Here is a 17,985-nt window from a genome sequence, read left to right as displayed (position 1 = left end):
ATCTATCTTGCGCGAGTCAGGAAAGTTTGCCTCAAATAACGCTTTTACCATTGCCCCGCGCCAGTAGCCGCTCGACTCAAGCGCCTTTTACTTGTCAGGATCGTACGACGCAGGCAAAAACATCGCCTTGACGAGCGCTTCCGGGTCCCTGCCAGCTTTTCTTGCCCCATCCCTGAACGCCAGCAAGAGCCTGTTCTTTATTAGCTCATGGTTAGCCTCGTTTGTTACAAAGCCATCTGCTTCCTGACCGTCCAGCCTTGCGGCCTGCGCGCCAAGGCCAGCGATGTATATCGGGACTGGCTGCGCCAGTTTTGTGTAGAGGTTTGATCCTTGACCTGATAGTACTTGCCCTGAAAAGTCACCCATTCCTCTACCCATAACAGCTTGATCGCCTCTTCGAGCCGCTCTAGCCGTTCATGATTTGAGAGCCAGGCGCTTCCAGCAGGCACCTCGTTTAGCGACTCTCCTGTCCCAAGCCCAAAGAACACCCTGCAGGGAAACATGTATCCAAGCGTCGCAAACACCTGAGCAACGATTGCAGGGTTGTAGCGTAGTATAGGTGCCGTAACGCCGGTGCCTATTGCAATCTTGTTTGTCTTGGCAAGTGCCGCGCCAAGCCACGGCCACGCAGCACCTCCTGCAGCGCCAGTGTGCCACCAAGGCATATAGTGATCGCTTGGCCAGCATCTTTTGATGCCGTGTCTGTCCATTGCAATAACATCATTCAAAAGGTCGGTTGGGTTGACCTGCTCATGTGCAGCCTGAATGCCAAACCTTACGATGAGCAGCCTGGGAAGAGATGTCTATTATGAGTTGTAGAAAATTTTCTTTGCAATTGATTTATTTGATACTGTGAATGCTTCTTTATGGCCGCCAGTGCAGGTAATTTTCAGGACGCAAACAGTAGTAGCAGCATCCCGCCAGGATTGCAGATAGAAAGACTGCAGGAGACCGACAGGTACATGACGCTTAGCATCGGGCCCCAGCACCCTGGCGCAGGCCACATGAGGATAATAGTGGTTGTTGACGGCGACATCATTGTACATGCAGATCCGGACGTAGGCTATGTCCATCGTGGCGAGGAAAAGATGTCAGAATACAGGACGTTTATCCAGAATGTCCCCCACATCGAAAGGCCGGTCATACACGACTCGAGCAACATCTTGTATTCTTACTGCTTGGCGGTGGAGCAATTGCTCGGGGTTCAGGTTCCAGAAAGGGGCCAATACCTGCGCGCCATAATGTCTGAAATCGACAGGATACATTACACGCTTTACTGGCTTGCAATTCTCGGCATTTTCCTCGGCCACTCGACTATGTTCATGTGGCCCGCTGCCGACAGAGAGTTGTTCGTGGAATTGGCAGACATGGCATCAGGCAACAGGATTACCCATGCATGGCTTGTGCCGGGCGGCGTCAGAAACGACCTTCCAGAAGGGTTCAGCGACAAAGCAGAGAAATTTCTAAGCTACTTTGAAAAGAGGCTTGTAGAATATGACAAGATATTCTATGATAACCCGCTTTTCAGGCAGAGAAGTGAGGGAGTAGGAGTCCTGACGAGGCAAAATGCCATAGTCTATGGGACGACCGGTTCAGTGGCAAGGGCATCGGGCGTGAGATTTGATGTCAGGAAGAACGAGCCGTATGAGGTCTATAACAAACTCGACTTTGAGGTTTCAGTATCAAATACAGGCGATTCGTTTGCAAGGAGCATCCTTCCGATATATGACGTCCGCCAGAGCATCAACATCATTCGCCAGTGCCTAAAAAATATGCCAAAGGAAGGTCCTGTCAGGGCAAAGCTACAGCCAAACCCAAGAGGCCCTCCGGGAGAGGCCTATGCAAGGGTGGAATCCGGGAGGGGCGCTTTGGGGCATTACATGGTAAGCGACGGGACGGCCAAGGCGTACAGGCATAAGATAAGCGTGCCGTCTGTAAGAAACCTGCTGGTCCTTCCCCACTTGCTTGAGGGAGCCAAGCTGGCAGACCTTCCGATGATATACTGGAGCCTCAACATATGGCCGATAGAAATTGAAAGGTAATAGAAGGAGAGTTTATGACCTTGATCTTCAACCCTTTTAATTCATAAAATGCAAGACTGCTGCGTATATGGATGGCAAACTTGGCAGGATAAAAAATAATGACAAGCTAAGACTTGATAACATGGAGGCCGAGTTCAACGCTTTTGCAGGCAAGCTAGGAGACATATTGGTCAGGGCTCTTGACAGGCCGCTAGGCTACGCCATAAACTGGAGCAGGGTCTGGTCACTCTGGCCCGTGCACCTTGAGACAGGATGCTGCAGCGTAGAGCTTGGAGCTGCCTCTGGTCCTAGATTCGACGCAGAGCGCTTTGGCATACTCGAAGCGTTCGGCTCGCTGAGGCAGTGCGACCTGCTGATAGTCCTAGGCACAGTGAACAGAAAGATGGCGCCAAGGCTAAGACTAGTCTACGACCAAATGCCAGAACCAAAATATGTCGTGGCAATGGGCGCATGCTCTATAACAGGCGGATTGTATTTTGATTCTTACAATGTGCTTCCAGGCGTTGACAGTGTTGTCCCAGTTGACATATACGTGCCTGGCTGCCCTCCAAGACCTGAGACGCTTATACAAGGGATCATGCTCCTACAAGAGAAGATAAAGAGGAGCAAAATCAAATAGAGGCAGCAAACAAAATTTACTAAAACATACTTATCTGATGAGTGTTAGTTTTGTAGCAGAATGTCTTCCGGTGCAAGAAGCAATAACGAACTCAAGTGCGAGGAATGTGGCATAACATTTACGACTGTTCAGGACAAAGAGGAACATATGAAATTGGAGCACGAAGAAAGCAAAGGCCCCTCCGGTGTCAGGTAATAGTAGTAGCAGTAAAGGCTAGGCCAAGTTACAACCCGCTTGGGAACGTTTCTGGCAACTCTTCATCAGGAGAAACTCGCATATGAAGTGGATGCAATGCGTGCGTTTCGCCAACATGTATAAAAGCATCATAACGCGACGGCAGAACAGTGTCCACATAATTTCCGTACTTTTCGTACTCCGGATCATAGACTACACCTATCGCCCTCTGTCCCATTGTCACCGCAGGTATGCCGGCGTCTGGAAAGATCAGCAAACTGTTTTTCCCCGCGAGACGCCAGATGAGATCGTCCCAGCTTCCTTCGGCAGCAGGTGGGACAAGCATCCTTTCCATTGGTTCTCCCCATTCCCTTGCAGCGATGACGCTTCCTCTATGCGTTCCAAATCCAACAAGAACTGTCTGCTTGGATCCGGCCCATTCGCGTACCAGTTGGCCGATATTTATCATGCCGGCCCGAGTCATGCTTGTGGCCCTTGCGTCCCCTATGTGCATGTTGTGCGCCCAGATTATTGATTTTGCGCCTTTGCCGTGAAACTTTACAAGCTTTTGCAAGGCTTCGGCCATATGGTAATCCCTGATGTTCCAGGAAATTGAACCTCCACGCATCAAGGCACGGTAATACATCTCGGCATTTTTTGCAACTATTGCATTTTGCTCTGCGTTAAAGTAAGATTCACTTTTATTATCATATCCGTACTTTTCCTTCCTGTTCTGTAGGTCTACCAGCATTTCCATAACCTCGTCCTCACATGATTCTGGTATGAATGCCGTCGCTCTTGCATATTCCTCTACGTCTTTTCCAAAAGGCTCAAAGCACCTGTAGGCTCTAAGCGCCGCTTGTACGGCATCGGGATAATTTTTTGGAGGTATTGTACGACTGCCTCCATTGATTCCCAAAGGCTGTAGACATCCAAGCCATAAAATCCAACCTTTTCTTCTTCTCCTTTTTGGCAGCTGTTATTGTTGTAGGATTTGAACCATTCAACAAGGCCAACCATCTCCATGTTGGCCCACATCCAAGTAGGCCAACGTTTGAATGACGAATACAAAACATCACTGGCATTTGAGCCGGAGTTCTGGAACCCCTTTATGTAGCGGTTAACCTTGTAGCAGTCCGGCCAGTCTCCTTCAACTGCTACAAAAGAAAATCCTTTTTCAGTTATCAGGCGCTTGGTTATCTCTGCCCGCCATGTGTAAAATTCAGAGGTCCCATGCGATGCTTCGCCTAAAAGGACATGTCTTTTATCGCCTATTCGTTCAAGCAAGGGATCAAGGTCGGCAGGATGGTCAAGTTTGTTACGCATGAGTCATCTCACTATGTAAGTAGCATTCGAACCAGCCGCGTGCAAGGCGCGCCACTTCTTCAAGTTTGCCGGGCTCCTCAAAAAGGTGGGTGGCTCCCGGAACTATCTCGAACTTTTTGTCTTTTATTTTCAGTTTATTGAATGCTTCCCAGTTCATGTCAAGCACAGGGTGGTCGTTTCCTCCCACTATCAAGAGCGTGGGCGCGCGAACTTTGCCCAAGTGTTGTCCTGCTAGATCGGGTCTGCCACCGCGTGAAACGACTGCGCTGACCATGTCTTGTTTTTTTGCAGCTGCAACCAATGCGGCAGCAGCGCCGGTGCTGGCTCCAAAATATCCGATTTTAGAATTACTGGCGCGCTTGGCCAGCCAGTCGGTCGCCGCAGCCAGTCTATCTGCAAGCAGCCCTATATCGAAGCGCAGGTGGGCAGTCCGCTCGTCAATCCTCTCCTCTTCTTTGGTAAGAAGGTCAAACAGCAGGGTGCCAAGACCGGCCTTTTGCAGCACGCTAGCAACCTGCTGGTTCCTTGGGCTGTGCCTGCTGCTCCCGCTTCCATGAGCAAACACTACGATTCCCGGCTTGGTGCCAAGGTACAGATCGCCTTCAAGTGTTACAGAACCTGCAGGAATGTCAACCTGCCTGCTGGGTGTCGACATGTCGTCCAGAACCATTGAATGGGTGTCTTTTGTGCAGCATGTGCAATCCAAACAATCCAGAGCAAAGTCGTGGTTGCATACTTGGCATGTACATACGCTGTCAAGCGATGTGGTGCTCTTGGCAGCCATGTTCTTATCATGTAAAGAAAAGAATTTAACAATTTGATCTATCACTGCAAATTCAGAAATGGCTGTGAACTACTCTGGGCAGGTGTTAGGCCGAAACCCAACCCTTGCCCATTTCGTTCACAGCCAATGTATCTTGCTCATCATGGTTTATTAAAAATAACAAGCAATTTTCAGTCATTAAAAACCGGAATGCTAATGCTGACTGTAATGCGTTTTGTACTACTGAAATAACGTCTGTTTGATATTTTCAACCAAGTTTCGAGGCTCCTGCTTGTCGAGATTGTCGATCTTATTTACCTCAACTCCAAGCGGTTGCAGCTCTTGTAAAAGATACCATCTCTCTTACTCATCTGCGGGTGCTCTTCCAGCTCATGCTGCAGACCAATATCTCTAGTTTAACATGCTATTTGCTTGCTTGTCTGATCTTTTCTTTCTGTTCGCTCGTCCCGTAACCTCGCTCCGGGTTGAAAGATGCGTTTGCTGCGGGGCCTGCTCCGCCCTTTGTCTCGGGGTTCTTTTTCATGTCTTTGGATGATGGCATGACATATAGCTTGCCATACATCATAATTATTAGTTAAACAGATTCTATTCCTTGGCCTTTTTTGTCGAGTGAACGGTTTCTAAGAGATATGAAACCGTATTATATTTTGCAGTGCATACCAGTGAATGGTCAAAGTAATGGAAATGCCTGAAAGACCAAAATACCACTGTAAAAGATGTGGTAAGAATTTTCCAAGTGTGTTTGATCTAGAAGAGCACATCAAGATAGACCATGCAACAGCTATTGTGTCTGTGGCTTAGCAACATAAAGTCGGACGAGTTGATTATTTTCATTGATGGAAAAAAGATCCGCGCACCAAAGAAAATTCTCACAGGCGAACAGTCGCTAGAAATTGCCAATCTGCCGCCAGATGACCATAATGTGTATGTCATTCTTGAGAAGAACAAAAGTCATCAGGTAGACATCAGAGAAAGCATAGAAGTGCAAAATGGTATGAATTTTGTTACGACGCGCAGGACCTGTTTTGTAATCCATATTTTGATTTTCTTTTCAGTGCGTATACTTCAGTGTTGACCAGCGGAAGCGTGTGGCAATAGAGGTGCGCTTGTTACTCCTTCCCATTTTGTAGATTTAATAACTATATTTTGTATGTCATATCAATGAACCAAGTTGAAAAATCAATAGTTGAGCAAAGCATAGCGCTATTGAACAACTCTTTTTCTGCAGAGGATCAGACAGCTAACAAGATGGTAAGGGATGCCATTGAAAGGCTTGAGGGCCTATTAGAGAGAAAGGACTGACTGATTTTCAGGTATTATTATGAAGTTTGACAGCGTTGTCCGCAAAAGGAAGATGATAAGAAAGTATCTGCCCAAGCAGGTTTCAGATCAGATAATCAACAAGCTGATTGAAAATGCCAGCAGGGCACCAAGCGCAGGCCACACGCAGGTCCAAGAGTTTATAGTCATTAGGGATCCGGCGGTAAAGAAAAAGTTGAGACAGGCGTCCCTGAATCAGGCGCACGTAGAAGACGCGCCTGTCTTGATAGTAGTATGCTCTAACACTTCACGTTCTGTTGGCCGCTACGGTCAGCGCGGAAGGGAATTCTACAGCGTAATAGATGGTGCGTTTGCATCAATGCTGATCCTGCTTACAGCGGTAAACGAAGGGATAGGAGCAGGGTTTGTGGCCGCATTTGAAGACGACAAAGTGTCGGAAATACTGGGCATTCCAGAGTACGTCAGGCCGGTAGGCATAATTGCACTCGGATACCCGGACGAAAAGCCTGCTAAGATGGAACGCATCCAGAAAGAAAGGCTCGTGCATCATGAGCGCTGGTGATCACGCAAACCTTTGGACTTGATATTATTATATGTAAAGAGACATGATGACGGTAATGGTTATCATTCATTATGTGCAGAGTAGTGCATGGCAGAATCACCAACTCCAGCAGGGTACAACTATACCTGTGATGAATGTGGAGCGTCATTTGAAGCGATGGAAGACCTGACGAAACATTACAGACAGGATCACCCAGAATCGCTGTAAAAAAGTTCATATCGGATCTGGCTTCAATATCAAATGTTGAGAGACCCTGCAAAAGTAAAGTACGAAGTGCTGAGCGCTGTGCTAGAATCCAGCTCGCGCCACCTTGAAGAGTCAACAAAGAACATCGAGGAGATAAGGTCTATTTTACACTGGGCAAAGAGTCCCCGTGAGAGGACTGCAATCAATATAATTCTGGACGACCAGAGAAAGGTTGCCAAGGCGCTTGGCAGGCTGGTAGACGACCTATCAGAGATTTCCAGCCAGCCCGTGTAACGTTTAACTTGCTTTTTGTGCATCATAAACCATGCGAAGCGGAATTGGGATCGGTCTACTGTCTGGTGCTAAGAACAAGAAGGTCATAACGATTGTTGGCGCCGTAATGATAGTGATAGGCATTGGCGGCATGATCGCCGTAGGTTCTCAAGCGGCAGATATCCTGTCAACGCGTGGAGTATTTGGAAACCCTGATTTGGCCAGATCATACTTTTACGGCGAGTACGTGTTTCTGTTTGTTATGGTTGCTGGCCTTGCGCTGACGATATTTGGAGTTGTAAGCATGCAGAGAAAGAAAAAACCGGCATCGCAGTAAAATAAAACAGTCTTATCCCATATTGAGCAGCAAAAAGCCATGTCCGATACTGGATTTACGTGCCCAAAATGCGATCATTCTTTCCCAACTGTAGAGCAGGTGGCGGAGCACCTACGAAATGAGCATGTTGACGGGGCGCAGACCGAGACTTCGAGGCGTGCGACCTGACCTGTAACCTATTTTAGTGATTTAGCACTGTATCTACCATGTCGCACAGGTTGGAGAAAAACACTGACACCAAGTATCACGATTACAAGGAGCCCAAGATGTCAAGGCACCTCTCGGCCGGTGATTACAAAAGGAGACAGGAAAACACCAGATCAGATATTCAATCCGAGGATGCCGAATCGACGTGGAACATTGCAAGGGAGAGCGAGAGCAACAAGAACAGAGGATCATTTGCCAATGAGCAGCAAAGTGTAGAGAATATTACAAAACAGAACAAGAAATCCCTTGGCTCTTCGGTGGCAAGTGAAATAAGGAAAGGGAAAAGGACTGAAGAAACCATGCTGGGTAGCGTGTCGAATCCAAAGGAAGAGACATGATGATGATGGCCGGCAGGGACAATGAGAGGACAGCCATCAGGCCGGTAGAAAGGAATCAGAAGATAAGGCTGAACGATGCAATCCTGATTGCGGGCTTTCCCGGCCCGGGCATCGTCGGGGCAATGAGCGCAAGCTACATGATAGAGCAGCAAAAGATGCACCAGATCGCTTATGTTGACTCGGACTTCATAACACCCGGTGTCATGTACATAGGCGGCAGGCTGCGGCACCCTTTCCGCATATATGCAAACAACGAGGGGACTGCATGCATACTTGTTTGTGATGCGCCCGTGATTTTGTCTGGCATCCGTCCCCTGTTAAACGCTGTCGTCAGGTGGGCAAAAGACAACGATGTCAGGGAGATCATGGTTCTAGAAGGGATAGCCACTCTCAACCTCCCAGAAGCGGCAAGGAAACCCTTAGTAATGACAAGCGACGGCCGATCAGACGATCACGGCTACCTGAGCCATATCAAAGGCAAGGCAGAGGCCGCACCACCAGCATTCATTGCAGGGATATCTGGTGGGCTTTTGGCGGCCTGCCTTTCAAATGGCATACCATGCACAGGTCTGTTGATATCATCGATAGCAGGGATTCCCGACCCAGAAGGCGCGGCCATCCTAATCGAGAAGGCAAACGAGCTTGCCAACAACCCATTCAAGATAGATGTGCGTGAGCTGAGGACTGAAGCGGCCGAGCTAAAGCGTCAGATGCAGGAACTGATAAATTCTGTTCAGAGGCAGCAAAGACAACAAGAGAACCAGCAGATAGGCGGAGGCCCGGGCATTTACAGCTGAGGCACACATACGTACACACCCTCCCTCCCCTCTTGGTGCTCCACCTGTTATTAGCAGATTTTGCGGATCTTTTCCAATGTCATCAACAGCAGTTCAAGCGGAAGCATCTAAACCGCAAAAGAAGATGCAAGAATGCAATCGCTGTAAGGCCGCTGGCTTTCCAAACCAGCCGATAGCCTTTGAAAAGGTAGGCGAAGATCCAGCCACCGGCAAGATCAAGTGGAAGCTGGTGGACGAAAATGGCAACGAGCACGTGCACAAGGGCACTTCGGCATTTGCTTCCCGGCGCAAGCGCATCGTGGATATTGCTACAGTGTCGGATGTCGGCGAGGCAAGAAAGTTGCTCGCGCTGGGCTGGGAATACAAAACTTCGTATCCCGCGACGATCGCAAATGTACCGCACTATGTACTCGTAAAGCGCGAGTAAGGGCAGCAAGGCAACCAAGCTATATAGCTGCCAAAACCTCTTTTCTTTTTGAAAGATAGAATTTTTCCAAAATATTATGAAACGACCGAACGAGCGTAATATAGCTACAATTCAAGCGCACAGTATGTTCTGAACCTTCAATAGTAAATCAAGACTCATAAATGACTATAAAATTGATATAAATAATTGATGCTATCGAAAATTTCGTTTCTGCTTATAGTAGCTTTACTGGTATTCTCTGAATTACAAGCTGCCTATGCATAGACAGAATATCTTGAGACGGAGTTTACACATACCAAGACGATGCGGGCAGGATAATTAATTATCGGTGGAGAGATCGAAAATATTTCTGATATTCCCAGAAGAGCTTGGAGATAACTATAATGCTCTACGATCAGGACAAAAAGGTCGTGGGGCTTGCAACAAGCAATACGCATGTTGATACCATACATCCAGATCAGACATCGTCATTTGAAACCGTTTTGCTCGACCAGATAGCAGATATTAGCAAAAAATCCGCAGCCGGAATATGACCATCTCCAGCGAAAAAGCAGACGTCAAAGTCCGCAATTTGAGACTAATTGTAGACGAGAGTAGAACTGATCCTCGCGGCGTTTATTTTGTTGAAGGCAGGGCGACAAACATGGGTAATACGACTGCAACCCTTATCAAGGTCTCAGCTTCCTTTTATGATCAAAATGACGAGTTATCGGCTCGGCTATTACATCAACAACACCAGAAAATCTGGAGCCAGGCCAGACGGCCCCGTTTCAGCTGGTCGTCATGGGAAATCCAAACTCCAAAAACATTTTCTCAGCGTCATTGAATATTGAAAGCACAGAGTACACCATTGTGCCAGAGTTTCCCGCGTTCATAATTGCGGTGCTAGGAGGCGTCATGGGATTGGCAATTATGATAATGTGCTCAAATGGCTTTCGCAGATTATTGTGAACCATGAACCCATCGGAGAGCTTCTGGTGCCAGTTTACAAAACAATCAAGTCAGTATCGGGGTGTGGCAGGATTTACAATTATTGCCACATAATATCGCGTCTGCCATATGATATACTTGTGAATTTTAAGCAATAAAGAAAATCAGGAGGGTTTTGGGCACCCTTCCATCGGCCAGATGAATACCTCCTTTCCCGGCAGTTTCCACAGCTCGCTCGCATAAAGGTCCGTGTTGTCGATGTGACAGCGCTCACACATATTGACTTCGATGTCATCGGATGGCTTGCCTATCAGATGCAGGAACTCTTTTGCGTATTCGACTGCCTTGGCGTCAACGTCTTTTGATACCTGCGACGCTTGGCTCTTGTCGGTTGGTATAAAGACATCAAAGTGGAGCCTTCCTTTGTCTGCGTATGTGTTGTAGACCACTACCTTTTTCCCCGACCCGTTGTAGGGTTCTAGCTTTGACTGCATGGCATTTGGAAAAGTAGGAAAGAGATTTATTTTTTACTTGTACTTGTCGCACCTGCACTTGCTGCAGACAAGAGCCCTCTTTTTGCTGTCATAGCGGTGCAGGCCCAGCCGATGGCTACACCCCTTGTTGGAGCATATCGATCCGTGTCCCATTCCCCGATCCTAGGTGGCGGCTCCGGATGCAAACTCGGCTGCAATAATGTGCTTGCACTTTAAGAAGCGGAAGTTGAAATCCGGGCATGTGCACGTCTTGATATCGGTGTCTACATTGTAGAACCTGTCCTTGTCTTTCATGCTTCGGACTTTGTACAATTTCTCTTTCTGATCAGTTTCAAGTATTACAGGCTCTTTTTCGTTCAGCTCCACTATCCCGTATGCGCGATCAATGCGCTTGAGCATCCCCAGCAAATCCTGGCTGGAGATCTTTCTCTTGTTTCTCAACCAGTTCATTGCAGATGGGCAATCGCAAAATGGGTATATAATGAGAGTGGCACCAAAGGGAGAGGGAGGGAGGGAGGAGAGAGATTACGCGGCCAGAGTCTGGCGCAATTTTTCATACTCTGTCTGGCTGATCTCGCCCTTGGCAAGCCTGATCTTTAATATGTTCAGCGGATCTTGCTCCTGCCCGTAGCCTGCGCTCCTTATCTGGTCGATAAAGTCCCACCGCTGCTTTACGTCTGCATTTTTCCCGGCCTGATACAGCGCCCTTGACAGCCGGTTCTTGTCCTTTGCAAAAGACGCCGGCACATGCAGCGCTATCATGAAACCCTTGGTGGCAAACATGTTCTTCCAGTCCTGCGGGTATGGGACATGGGTCGGCGTAAAGTCGAGCGGAAGAATTTCATGCGGCGGCCTGTTCTGTGGATCCTTGTTCTTCCACAGGTAGCCGACATAGCCGGGGCTCGTTTGCTCTGGCTTTTTCCTTGGCTTGATCACAAGATCCATTATCGAAGGGTCGTGCGTCCTGCCAACTACGACAAAGGTTGTACCGCCGTACCTCTTTGCCGTTGCCTGCCTCTTTTCTACAGCCCTTGCACCCACGCGGCGCTTGTTGAAAAAGCCGACGATGTGCACCTGAAGTATTGTCCGCTCGGGCTTGTAGCCGAACAGTTTTAGATACTCTAACATTTCTTCGCGCCTGTTTGGCGGAACTTGATCGGACACCATGCGCTCTGCCTCTGCAATTGTTGATGCAGTCTGGCCCTTTCTCTTTTTCCTGTCCTCAAGCGCCATTTACTTTTGCTTGATCTGTATTGTATATGTAGCTTGATGATAAATCAGCTATGCAAATGCAAGATATACATAGGGCACATTGGCTTGCTGCAAAATGCAGGTTGCTCTCGCCCATACGTGACTTTAACTCAATCCAGACAAGGGTGCGCCAGACGCTTGACAAGGGCGTACAGATAGACCTTTCCACAGAATCGTGCAAGAGGTTCCTCAGAAGGCGGGTCAACCAAAAGATAAGCGTCGTGATACTGTATGTCGACATCGACGGCTCGACCAAGATGAGCATGTCGCTTGCTCCCGACAAGTTTGCGACCATACTGCACATATTTTCGCAGGAGATGAGTCTCGTAATTGCCGAGTATGGTGGTTATGTCTTGAAGTACGTGGGCGATGCGGTAATCGCGCTCTTTCCTGCAGAATACGACAGCAGCCAGGCATCCAGGAACGCGATCGAGTGTGCAAAGAGCATGCAGGAAATTATCAAGCAATGCATCAACCCAGAACTGAGATCGCACGGCCTGCCGGAGATAAGGGCGAAAATGTCTGTTGACAATGGCGACGTACAGGTCGTGCTTTACGGCAAGAGCATCGAGCGATCGCACATAGACATCGTAGGCTTGAGCATTAGCATGGCGGCAAAAATGAACCCTCTTGCCCAAGCGTGGCATTTAGTAATAGGACAGTCATTGTATGAAAAGTTGGCTAACAAGGATGATTTTGTAGAGATCAACATAGACCCGGCAAGGTGGACGTATGTCGATGAGAAAAGCGGCTCTGGCTACAAGCTGTATGCATTGAAATAGATAGACATCATTCATTATTATTCTGGCACAGGCTCGGTGTCTGATGTTGCCGCCGGCGCTGCCTCGTTCAGACTCCGGTTCCTATCCATGTTTTCGTTTGCCCTTGTTGCCTTGGCCATCGCAATCCTTTGCTGGCGCGTGTCGAGGTTCCTGTTCGCAGTCTTGGCTTTTGTTTTAATCTTGTTCTTGTCCTTTCTTTTGTAGCTCTGGCCCTTGGCACCCTTGTGCTTTGCCGTTCCCCTTGGCTTGGCACCAAACCCTTTCCTAGTTTTGGCCATGGATAGTACAGATCAGTCACAATATATTATTAAAAACTCTCCCTCAAGTTATTTCGCATTACTGTATATCACCTATGTAAACCACAGCTGAAAACAAATGGAAATAGACACTATTGTAGGAATATCGGCAGCAATACTCACGATGTCTAGCTTTATCCCCCAGATAATCAAGGCGATTAAAACGCGCAGTATGGAAGATGTTTCCGTATACCTTATGCCCCTGTTCATTGTTGGCTTTTCTTTATGGGTAGCCTACGGGTTCATGCAAGATGATCCAGTGATTATAGGGTCAAATATTACCGGAATTGCTTTCAATACAACGCTGCTTTTTCTAAAAAGCAGGTACAAGATGACCGAGCGAAGAGCAGAACAATAACAGCAATAATAATATAATAGTCAGGTATGGGAAAGCAGGATATCGGTCAAGGCTACCCTTATTGTAGAAATGCCAGTCCTAAAGGGAAAGGCCCCGTTTCCTTGGCCAGTTATAGGGTTTACCCATTCATAGTAAGCAAGCGTCTGCGGGTGACTTGCCCTTGTAAGCGCGGAAAGAAGCTCGTTGCACTCGCCATGCCTGTGAAACCTGCTTCTTGCGAGTATCTCTATTCCTGTTATCCAAGGCCAGAAGGTATGGTTATGATACTGGTTTGGATCCAAAAGCCAAGGGCCAGTCCTATCCAGTTCCTTTTCTGTAACCAAGGGCCATGCACTGTCCATCCATATTCGGTCCTTGATGGCCTCAAGAGTGCTGGCAGCCCTATGCTCTATTATCTTGCGTGGGACTCGCGGTTGAATCCTGTCTTGTCGTTCTTTCCTCTCATCAAAACGACGTCCGATAGCCGGTGACCTATGACTTGCATCGCTCCCATTGTTTTCGCTTTTGAAGCGCACGCTCAGAATGTCGTTGAGAGTATTTTCGGTTATTGAAACAAGATAAAGCGAGATATCCTGCGTCAGCATCCTTTCTCTGTTGCTATCAATATCGGACTTGTCGTTTTTTGCCCCATTGTATTTCAGGTCGATATATGCACCGTCTTTTTCTGACCAGAGTTTCTCCTCTACGGCGCTCACAGTTCTCTCCGCCATTTCAGTCAGATTTTCTGCAGTGGTTTTTCTGCCAATTTCATAGAGCAGCGAAGATAGGTCGCTGAGCGCCAGTATCCAAGACGCCTGGCTGTAAACTATCTTGCCGGCACGAAGCGCAGTATCCATCCAGTCTTCATTGTACCCTTGCTCCAGCAGCCCATCGTTGTCTATGTCCCGGCTTGCAAGATACTCTACTGCAGCTAGCATGCGGGGGACAATAAACTCTATTAGCTCTACAGGCTTTGATATGACCTTTAACGGAGGTACTCCTGTCTTGTACAATGCATCGGAATGAGAATCCTGTTGTCGCCGCCTGTAATCTGCAGACGATAAGGGTCTTGCTGCCGACTTGGGCGGTGACGATGGATCAGGAGGTGACGATGCCGAGGACCACTCTGGCAGACTCTCATAGTAAGAGTAAAGCCCTGCCTTAAGATAAACATCCAAAATCCATGATGTGGTAGATATCATCAATGCGGTAGAATCAATATCAGGATTGCGCGCATAAACTTCAGAGAAACCCTGATTGTAATATATGGTCGAGGGCAGCGCGCCGCTGAACTTTTCTTTTGTCTTTTTATCTGCGTATTGAACCGAGAATCCAAGCTCAGGAGACCCTCTTCCATAGATTATCTTCTCATCATTCAGACCTATCTGGTGAGCCCAGATGAAATGCAGGGACCGGAGAACGTTGTAGGTATCCCCTGTAAGGAACTGGTCTTTAAGTATGAATGCTGCGTCCCTCGTCCATATTGCTTGGTAGTAGCCTCCGGGGTTTACGCCACGATGAACATACTCTGCTGTTTTTTCCAGAAACCTATCTGCCTCTATGAAAAATCTAGTCCAATCTTTTTGTTGTAATTCGCACGATGATGGGTCTATCATGGTTCATGCATATAGAGTAATTCAGTGGAATTTCCGTCTTGTCGTGACACTGTTTATACTCGGAATCTTATTGCTTTTTTATGTTACAATATAGTTTAGTTTAATCAGGCAACGATACAAGCAGGAATTGCCATGTGGACTCCAGTTTTATACATTAGAGACCAAGCTTGTGTGAAGCTATGGTGTCCTCATCTACTTTAATAAAAGTCGAGCGCTATCCAGAGTACAGGTGCAAGATATGCGGAAAGCGATATAGAATATTAGGAAATACCAGAAACACATGCTTTTGAGGCATATTCAGAACAGGTTCCCGCATAGCCAGTAACAGTAATAGTATTTTGCCACAAAAACCATCGGTTTCAAGACTAGCACCAAGTCATCCATCTTTTTCTTGTCGTTGTCGCTCTTTCTTCTTTGTCTGTGCGATCAATATTGCCCTAGGCTCATCATCTTTTACCGGCTTGTTTTCTAAGGACTCTTGTTTCTTTCTATCGACCCTTTTCACATCGACTTTGACGTTATCAATGTAAATCACATATTGATAATTGCAATGATAAGATACGTATCTAGGTCTGTTGATATCCTTCAGATCAAGCTGCCATTCAAGGTGGCTGCTGCAGGCAGTGCATTCAGATTCATTAAGAGCGTAACGCAGTTGCATGGTATCACCACTTTTGACTTTTGTCATTTCATCCAGTTTTGCGGCAATATGGCTAATAACGCTGATAGATTTTTTGCATAGGCAAAAGGAGACAGAGCTCGTGTTTTTTGAAAGCACTATAGTTCCATTACATAACTTAATTCAATTATTCATTATAGTAATGCTGGCGGAAAAAGAGTGTAAGCAATGCGAGTCAAAGTTGTTCATGATGACATAAACGCAGGCGGAGGAAGCGAGCGGCTGGCAATAATAACAATTGGCTTGCTTGCCGAAATGGGTTTCAAAGTAGATCTTGCGTCATTCAAAAAGCCAGACATTAAGCAGCTGAAGAGAGATTTTGGAGACATTGTCGATTCTGTCGACATTAACCCGGTACATCTTGACCTCTTCTCAATGATAGGTCTGACAAATGCTATCGACAATCCTTCAAGAGTCTCGACTGAAAGCAAAAAAGGATCGCAGGACACATATGGCAATGACAGCGATTATAACTTGATAATCAACACTCATGGCGATCTGCTACCATACTATAATCGATCGAAAGCTTCTGACGGGGACAAGAAAAGGATCATCACTTATTGCCACTTTCCAATCGTTCCCCAATTGATACAGGAAAACCATGATAAGAGCTACATGCGGTTTATCAGGAAATGGGTTGGTACAGAAGGCTTAGAAGAAGAGGATTTGCAACAAAGGATGCTTGAAAACATTTTGAAAACTTATGATTCGATGATGAGAAATACAACCGTCATTACAAACTCTAACTTTAGCAAAAAGGCCATTGAGGAACGCTACGGCTCGGCAGTAAAACCTATTGTAGTATATCCACCTGTCGACGTAGAAAAGTTTCGCAATATTGCCCTTCACTCCAGCAAAAGGGAGAATATGATCCTTGTTATCTCCAGATTCAGTCCGGACAAGCAGCTTGAAAATGTGATAGAGGTATGCAAGATCTTGATAAAGGATCTGAAGGTGAATGCAAGGATAGTCCTTGTTGGAAATATTGGAGCCGGCGACGAGAAATATCTTGAAAAATTAAAGCAATCAATACGTGACTATGATTTGGAGAGCAAGATTCGCGTAGAAGTTGATGCCAGCTTTGATCGATTGCTAGAACTGATGCAAAAGTCCAAAGTATACCTACATCCACTTGCAGGAGAGCCCTTTGGCATATCCATCGTTGAGGCAATGAGCGCAGGTCTGATCCCAGTTGTCCCTAATGAAGGCGGATACACAGAATTTGTGCCAGAATACTACCAGTTCCGTACGCACCGGCAGGCCGCCGACATTATCGGCAAAATATTGATAGCATCTGATAACGACATGCAAGCAGAAAGATCCCAGCTCAGCGAATCAGTCTTGAAATTTTCAAACGAGAGTTACAAGGCGGGCTTGCGGAAGGTAATCGAATCGCTCTTACCATCTAGAGCGTCGCTCACTACTTGATCTCACAGGCTTACCCTGTTGTAGTGCTGCTCAAACCTGTCATATTTCACTGCCTCATTCAATATTGTGAATAGCACCTGCTCTGACATCTTGTGTAGCTTGCCAATGTCTTCCTTGTACCCGTCAAAAGAGGTGTGCTCTTTTCTGCCCAGATATACCTCCCTTAATTTGTGGCCTGACATCGCCGCTTCTACGAAAAACCATACATCGATTCCCCACCCATCGGGAGGTTTCGCATCTCTATTGAGCAGATCCTCCCAGACTTGCATGCGGGCGCACACCTCGCCGCTTAATGGCTGCTCGAAATGCGAGAGCTCTGGAAAGAACACAGAGAGCATCGGCCTTGCAACCAGTTTTGTAACGGCTGCGTCCCTTGGCGCCCTCTCATAGAAACCCCTTGTCATGTCATATCCTTCTTCCAGTATCGGATCAACTAGCGCATCCACCCACTGGCCTGATAGGTTCTTTATATCAGAATCAAGAAATAACGCAACGTCCGCGCCTGCTTTTCTTGATTCCTCTATTCCTGCCTTCATGGCAATCCCTTTGCCTGGAAATTTTTTTTCTGGCTGGGTGATGACGTTTGTCGCTCCACCCTGCTTTGCCTTCTCCACGGTCTTGTCATTTGAGAAACCGTCAACAACAATTATCGAATCAAGGTCATAATTGCTGTTCTTTATCGCCTTTATCGCATTTTGAATGGTAGCTGCTGAGTTTTTTGTACAAAAAATAACCGCCACCTTGTCACCGACTGTGCGTTCAGTTCTTGCGTCTATCGAATATTCCGTGGTCCTCATTTTGAAATCGCTATTATTTGTG

General features: G+C 47.1%; 25 protein-coding genes and 2 pseudogenes. 16 read left to right on the top strand and 11 right to left on the bottom strand.

Going from position 1 to position 17,985, the window contains the following annotated elements:
• Positions 1-87 precede the first annotated feature (87 nt).
• Positions 88-710: pseudogene (locus tag NGAR_RS05505) on the bottom strand (LLM class flavin-dependent oxidoreductase).
• A 156-nt stretch (positions 711-866) separates the two neighbouring features.
• Between NGAR_RS05505 and NGAR_RS05500 the strand changes: the two are divergent.
• Positions 867-2,042, top strand: a complete 1,176-nt coding sequence (locus NGAR_RS05500) for an NADH-quinone oxidoreductase subunit D (RefSeq protein WP_148681034.1) — start codon at positions 867-869, stop codon at positions 2,040-2,042.
• A 121-nt stretch (positions 2,043-2,163) separates the two neighbouring features.
• Complete coding sequence (locus NGAR_RS05495; RefSeq protein WP_148681750.1) at positions 2,164-2,661, top strand: NADH-quinone oxidoreductase subunit B; 498 nt, start codon at positions 2,164-2,166, stop codon at positions 2,659-2,661.
• A gap of 223 nt (positions 2,662-2,884) precedes the next feature.
• Here NGAR_RS05495 and NGAR_RS05490 read toward each other — a convergent pair.
• The 3 genes and pseudogenes from NGAR_RS05490 to NGAR_RS17255 all read right to left on the bottom strand — a co-directional run bounded on the left by NGAR_RS05490 (position 2,885) and on the right by NGAR_RS17255 (position 5,486).
• Positions 2,885-4,161, bottom strand: a pseudogene (locus tag NGAR_RS05490) (erythromycin esterase family protein).
• Entirely contained in the window at positions 4,154-4,816 is a 663-nt protein-coding gene (locus tag NGAR_RS05485) for a dienelactone hydrolase family protein (RefSeq protein WP_148681749.1), read from the bottom strand. The pseudogene NGAR_RS05490 and the gene NGAR_RS05485 overlap by 8 nt, the downstream one beginning before the upstream one ends.
• Positions 4,817-5,348: 532 nt before the next feature.
• Entirely contained in the window at positions 5,349-5,486 is a 138-nt protein-coding gene (locus tag NGAR_RS17255; RefSeq protein WP_187147683.1) for a hypothetical protein, read from the bottom strand.
• Between the two features lie 231 nt (positions 5,487-5,717).
• Here NGAR_RS17255 and NGAR_RS19300 point away from each other — a divergent pair, with 231 nt between their 5' ends.
• From NGAR_RS19300 to NGAR_RS17240, 11 genes are all read left to right on the top strand, one after another.
• Positions 5,718-6,020: a multiubiquitin domain-containing protein gene (locus NGAR_RS19300; protein ID WP_015018678.1), complete on the top strand. Its 303-nt coding sequence runs from the start codon at positions 5,718-5,720 to the stop codon at positions 6,018-6,020.
• Between the two features lie 86 nt (positions 6,021-6,106).
• Positions 6,107-6,247, top strand: a complete 141-nt coding sequence (locus NGAR_RS17250; RefSeq protein WP_187147682.1) for a hypothetical protein — start codon at positions 6,107-6,109, stop codon at positions 6,245-6,247.
• A gap of 19 nt (positions 6,248-6,266) precedes the next feature.
• Positions 6,267-6,788 carry a nitroreductase family protein gene (locus NGAR_RS05475; protein WP_015018676.1) on the top strand — a complete coding sequence of 174 codons (522 nt, stop codon included), beginning with the start codon at positions 6,267-6,269 and terminating at the stop codon, positions 6,786-6,788.
• Positions 6,789-6,875: 87 nt separating this feature from the next.
• Complete coding sequence (locus NGAR_RS17245; RefSeq protein ID WP_187147681.1) at positions 6,876-6,995, top strand: C2H2-type zinc finger protein; 120 nt, start codon at positions 6,876-6,878, stop codon at positions 6,993-6,995.
• Between the two features lie 33 nt (positions 6,996-7,028).
• Positions 7,029-7,268 (top strand): hypothetical protein, encoded by a 240-nt coding sequence (locus NGAR_RS05470; protein WP_148681033.1) that lies wholly within the window; start codon positions 7,029-7,031, stop codon positions 7,266-7,268.
• Positions 7,269-7,299: 31 nt separating this feature from the next.
• Positions 7,300-7,584 (top strand): hypothetical protein, encoded by a 285-nt coding sequence (locus NGAR_RS05465; RefSeq protein ID WP_015018674.1) that lies wholly within the window; start codon positions 7,300-7,302, stop codon positions 7,582-7,584.
• A gap of 39 nt (positions 7,585-7,623) precedes the next feature.
• Positions 7,624-7,752 (top strand): hypothetical protein, encoded by a 129-nt coding sequence (locus NGAR_RS18735; protein WP_266190393.1) that lies wholly within the window; start codon positions 7,624-7,626, stop codon positions 7,750-7,752.
• Positions 7,753-7,790: 38 nt separating this feature from the next.
• A complete protein-coding gene (locus NGAR_RS05460) occupies positions 7,791-8,129 on the top strand; it encodes a hypothetical protein (protein WP_015018673.1) in 339 nt (112 codons plus the stop codon).
• Positions 8,126-8,926, top strand: a complete 801-nt coding sequence (locus NGAR_RS05455; RefSeq protein WP_148681032.1) for a proteasome assembly chaperone family protein — start codon at positions 8,126-8,128, stop codon at positions 8,924-8,926. Before NGAR_RS05460 ends, NGAR_RS05455 begins: the two co-directional genes overlap by 4 nt.
• A 76-nt stretch (positions 8,927-9,002) precedes the next feature.
• Positions 9,003-9,353, top strand: coding sequence for a hypothetical protein (locus NGAR_RS05450; protein ID WP_015018671.1), 351 nt, complete (start codon positions 9,003-9,005; stop codon positions 9,351-9,353).
• 368 nt (positions 9,354-9,721) lie between these two features.
• Positions 9,722-9,886: an FxLYD domain-containing protein gene (locus NGAR_RS17240; RefSeq protein WP_015018670.1), complete on the top strand. Its 165-nt coding sequence runs from the start codon at positions 9,722-9,724 to the stop codon at positions 9,884-9,886.
• Between the two features lie 561 nt (positions 9,887-10,447).
• Here the strand turns inward: NGAR_RS17240 and NGAR_RS05445 are convergent.
• The 3 genes from NGAR_RS05445 to NGAR_RS05435 all read right to left on the bottom strand — a co-directional run bounded on the left by NGAR_RS05445 (position 10,448) and on the right by NGAR_RS05435 (position 12,010).
• The gene (locus tag NGAR_RS05445) at positions 10,448-10,777 is read right to left on the bottom strand and encodes a DUF2024 family protein (protein ID WP_015018668.1); all 330 of its coding nucleotides are present in this window, start codon (positions 10,775-10,777) and stop codon (positions 10,448-10,450) included.
• 162 nt (positions 10,778-10,939) lie between these two features.
• Complete coding sequence (locus tag NGAR_RS05440; protein WP_148681031.1) at positions 10,940-11,227, bottom strand: SWIM zinc finger family protein; 288 nt, start codon at positions 11,225-11,227, stop codon at positions 10,940-10,942.
• Between the two features lie 75 nt (positions 11,228-11,302).
• Positions 11,303-12,010: an SHOCT domain-containing protein gene (locus NGAR_RS05435; protein WP_015018666.1), complete on the bottom strand. Its 708-nt coding sequence runs from the start codon at positions 12,008-12,010 to the stop codon at positions 11,303-11,305.
• A gap of 56 nt (positions 12,011-12,066) precedes the next feature.
• Here NGAR_RS05435 and NGAR_RS05430 point away from each other — a divergent pair, with 56 nt between their 5' ends.
• A complete protein-coding gene (locus tag NGAR_RS05430; protein ID WP_015018665.1) occupies positions 12,067-12,810 on the top strand; it encodes an adenylate/guanylate cyclase domain-containing protein in 744 nt (247 codons plus the stop codon).
• Between the two features lie 17 nt (positions 12,811-12,827).
• Here NGAR_RS05430 and NGAR_RS05425 read toward each other — a convergent pair whose 3' ends face one another.
• The gene (locus tag NGAR_RS05425; RefSeq protein ID WP_015018664.1) at positions 12,828-13,088 is read right to left on the bottom strand and encodes a hypothetical protein; all 261 of its coding nucleotides are present in this window, start codon (positions 13,086-13,088) and stop codon (positions 12,828-12,830) included.
• 97 nt (positions 13,089-13,185) lie between these two features.
• Here NGAR_RS05425 and NGAR_RS05420 point away from each other — a divergent pair, with 97 nt between their 5' ends.
• Positions 13,186-13,464: a SemiSWEET family sugar transporter gene (locus NGAR_RS05420; protein ID WP_015018663.1), complete on the top strand. Its 279-nt coding sequence runs from the start codon at positions 13,186-13,188 to the stop codon at positions 13,462-13,464.
• Between the two features lie 20 nt (positions 13,465-13,484).
• On the opposite strand, the gene NGAR_RS05415 is transcribed toward NGAR_RS05420, so the two are convergent.
• Together NGAR_RS05415 and NGAR_RS05410 are read right to left on the bottom strand one after the other, a co-directional pair.
• The gene (locus NGAR_RS05415) at positions 13,485-15,059 is read right to left on the bottom strand and encodes a glucosidase family protein (protein WP_015018662.1); all 1,575 of its coding nucleotides are present in this window, start codon (positions 15,057-15,059) and stop codon (positions 13,485-13,487) included.
• 376 nt (positions 15,060-15,435) lie between these two features.
• Positions 15,436-15,747, bottom strand: a complete 312-nt coding sequence (locus tag NGAR_RS05410) for a hypothetical protein (RefSeq protein WP_015018661.1) — start codon at positions 15,745-15,747, stop codon at positions 15,436-15,438.
• Positions 15,748-15,906: 159 nt separating this feature from the next.
• Between NGAR_RS05410 and NGAR_RS05405 the strand changes: the two genes are divergently transcribed.
• Complete coding sequence (locus tag NGAR_RS05405; protein WP_015018660.1) at positions 15,907-17,166, top strand: glycosyltransferase; 1,260 nt, start codon at positions 15,907-15,909, stop codon at positions 17,164-17,166.
• Positions 17,167-17,168: 2 nt separating this feature from the next.
• Here the strand turns inward: NGAR_RS05405 and NGAR_RS05400 are convergent, their stop codons facing one another.
• Complete coding sequence (locus NGAR_RS05400; RefSeq protein WP_187147679.1) at positions 17,169-17,963, bottom strand: glycosyltransferase; 795 nt, start codon at positions 17,961-17,963, stop codon at positions 17,169-17,171.
• Positions 17,964-17,985: the final 22 nt, after the last annotated feature.

This window comes from Candidatus Nitrososphaera gargensis Ga9.2, from assembly GCF_000303155.1.
Taxonomy (GTDB): Archaea; Thermoproteota; Nitrososphaeria; order Nitrososphaerales; family Nitrososphaeraceae; genus Nitrososphaera; species Nitrososphaera gargensis.
This window is presented reverse-complemented; position numbering and strand designations above follow the sequence as displayed.

Coding starts and splice junctions, on each gene's coding strand:
- NGAR_RS05500 (WP_148681034.1), top strand. CDS start 867: ATGGCCGCCAGTGCAGGTAATTTTCAGGACGCAAACAGTAGTAGCAGC.
- NGAR_RS05495 (WP_148681750.1), top strand. CDS start 2,164: ATGGAGGCCGAGTTCAACGCTTTTGCAGGCAAGCTAGGAGACATATTG.
- NGAR_RS05485 (WP_148681749.1), bottom strand. CDS start 4,816: ATGTCGACACCCAGCAGGCAGGTTGACATTCCTGCAGGTTCTGTAACA.
- NGAR_RS17255 (WP_187147683.1), bottom strand. CDS start 5,486: ATGCCATCATCCAAAGACATGAAAAAGAACCCCGAGACAAAGGGCGGA.
- NGAR_RS19300 (WP_015018678.1), top strand. CDS start 5,718: ATGCAACAGCTATTGTGTCTGTGGCTTAGCAACATAAAGTCGGACGAG.
- NGAR_RS17250 (WP_187147682.1), top strand. CDS start 6,107: ATGAACCAAGTTGAAAAATCAATAGTTGAGCAAAGCATAGCGCTATTG.
- NGAR_RS05475 (WP_015018676.1), top strand. CDS start 6,267: ATGAAGTTTGACAGCGTTGTCCGCAAAAGGAAGATGATAAGAAAGTAT.
- NGAR_RS17245 (WP_187147681.1), top strand. CDS start 6,876: ATGGCAGAATCACCAACTCCAGCAGGGTACAACTATACCTGTGATGAA.
- NGAR_RS05470 (WP_148681033.1), top strand. CDS start 7,029: ATGTTGAGAGACCCTGCAAAAGTAAAGTACGAAGTGCTGAGCGCTGTG.
- NGAR_RS05465 (WP_015018674.1), top strand. CDS start 7,300: ATGCGAAGCGGAATTGGGATCGGTCTACTGTCTGGTGCTAAGAACAAG.
- NGAR_RS18735 (WP_266190393.1), top strand. CDS start 7,624: ATGTCCGATACTGGATTTACGTGCCCAAAATGCGATCATTCTTTCCCA.
- NGAR_RS05460 (WP_015018673.1), top strand. CDS start 7,791: ATGTCGCACAGGTTGGAGAAAAACACTGACACCAAGTATCACGATTAC.
- NGAR_RS05455 (WP_148681032.1), top strand. CDS start 8,126: ATGATGATGATGGCCGGCAGGGACAATGAGAGGACAGCCATCAGGCCG.
- NGAR_RS05450 (WP_015018671.1), top strand. CDS start 9,003: ATGTCATCAACAGCAGTTCAAGCGGAAGCATCTAAACCGCAAAAGAAG.
- NGAR_RS05445 (WP_015018668.1), bottom strand. CDS start 10,777: ATGCAGTCAAAGCTAGAACCCTACAACGGGTCGGGGAAAAAGGTAGTG.
- NGAR_RS05440 (WP_148681031.1), bottom strand. CDS start 11,227: ATGAACTGGTTGAGAAACAAGAGAAAGATCTCCAGCCAGGATTTGCTG.
- NGAR_RS05435 (WP_015018666.1), bottom strand. CDS start 12,010: ATGGCGCTTGAGGACAGGAAAAAGAGAAAGGGCCAGACTGCATCAACA.
- NGAR_RS05430 (WP_015018665.1), top strand. CDS start 12,067: ATGCAAGATATACATAGGGCACATTGGCTTGCTGCAAAATGCAGGTTG.
- NGAR_RS05425 (WP_015018664.1), bottom strand. CDS start 13,088: ATGGCCAAAACTAGGAAAGGGTTTGGTGCCAAGCCAAGGGGAACGGCA.
- NGAR_RS05420 (WP_015018663.1), top strand. CDS start 13,186: ATGGAAATAGACACTATTGTAGGAATATCGGCAGCAATACTCACGATG.
- NGAR_RS05415 (WP_015018662.1), bottom strand. CDS start 15,059: ATGATAGACCCATCATCGTGCGAATTACAACAAAAAGATTGGACTAGA.
- NGAR_RS05410 (WP_015018661.1), bottom strand. CDS start 15,747: ATGACAAAAGTCAAAAGTGGTGATACCATGCAACTGCGTTACGCTCTT.
- NGAR_RS05405 (WP_015018660.1), top strand. CDS start 15,907: ATGCGAGTCAAAGTTGTTCATGATGACATAAACGCAGGCGGAGGAAGC.
- NGAR_RS05400 (WP_187147679.1), bottom strand. CDS start 17,963: ATGAGGACCACGGAATATTCGATAGACGCAAGAACTGAACGCACAGTC.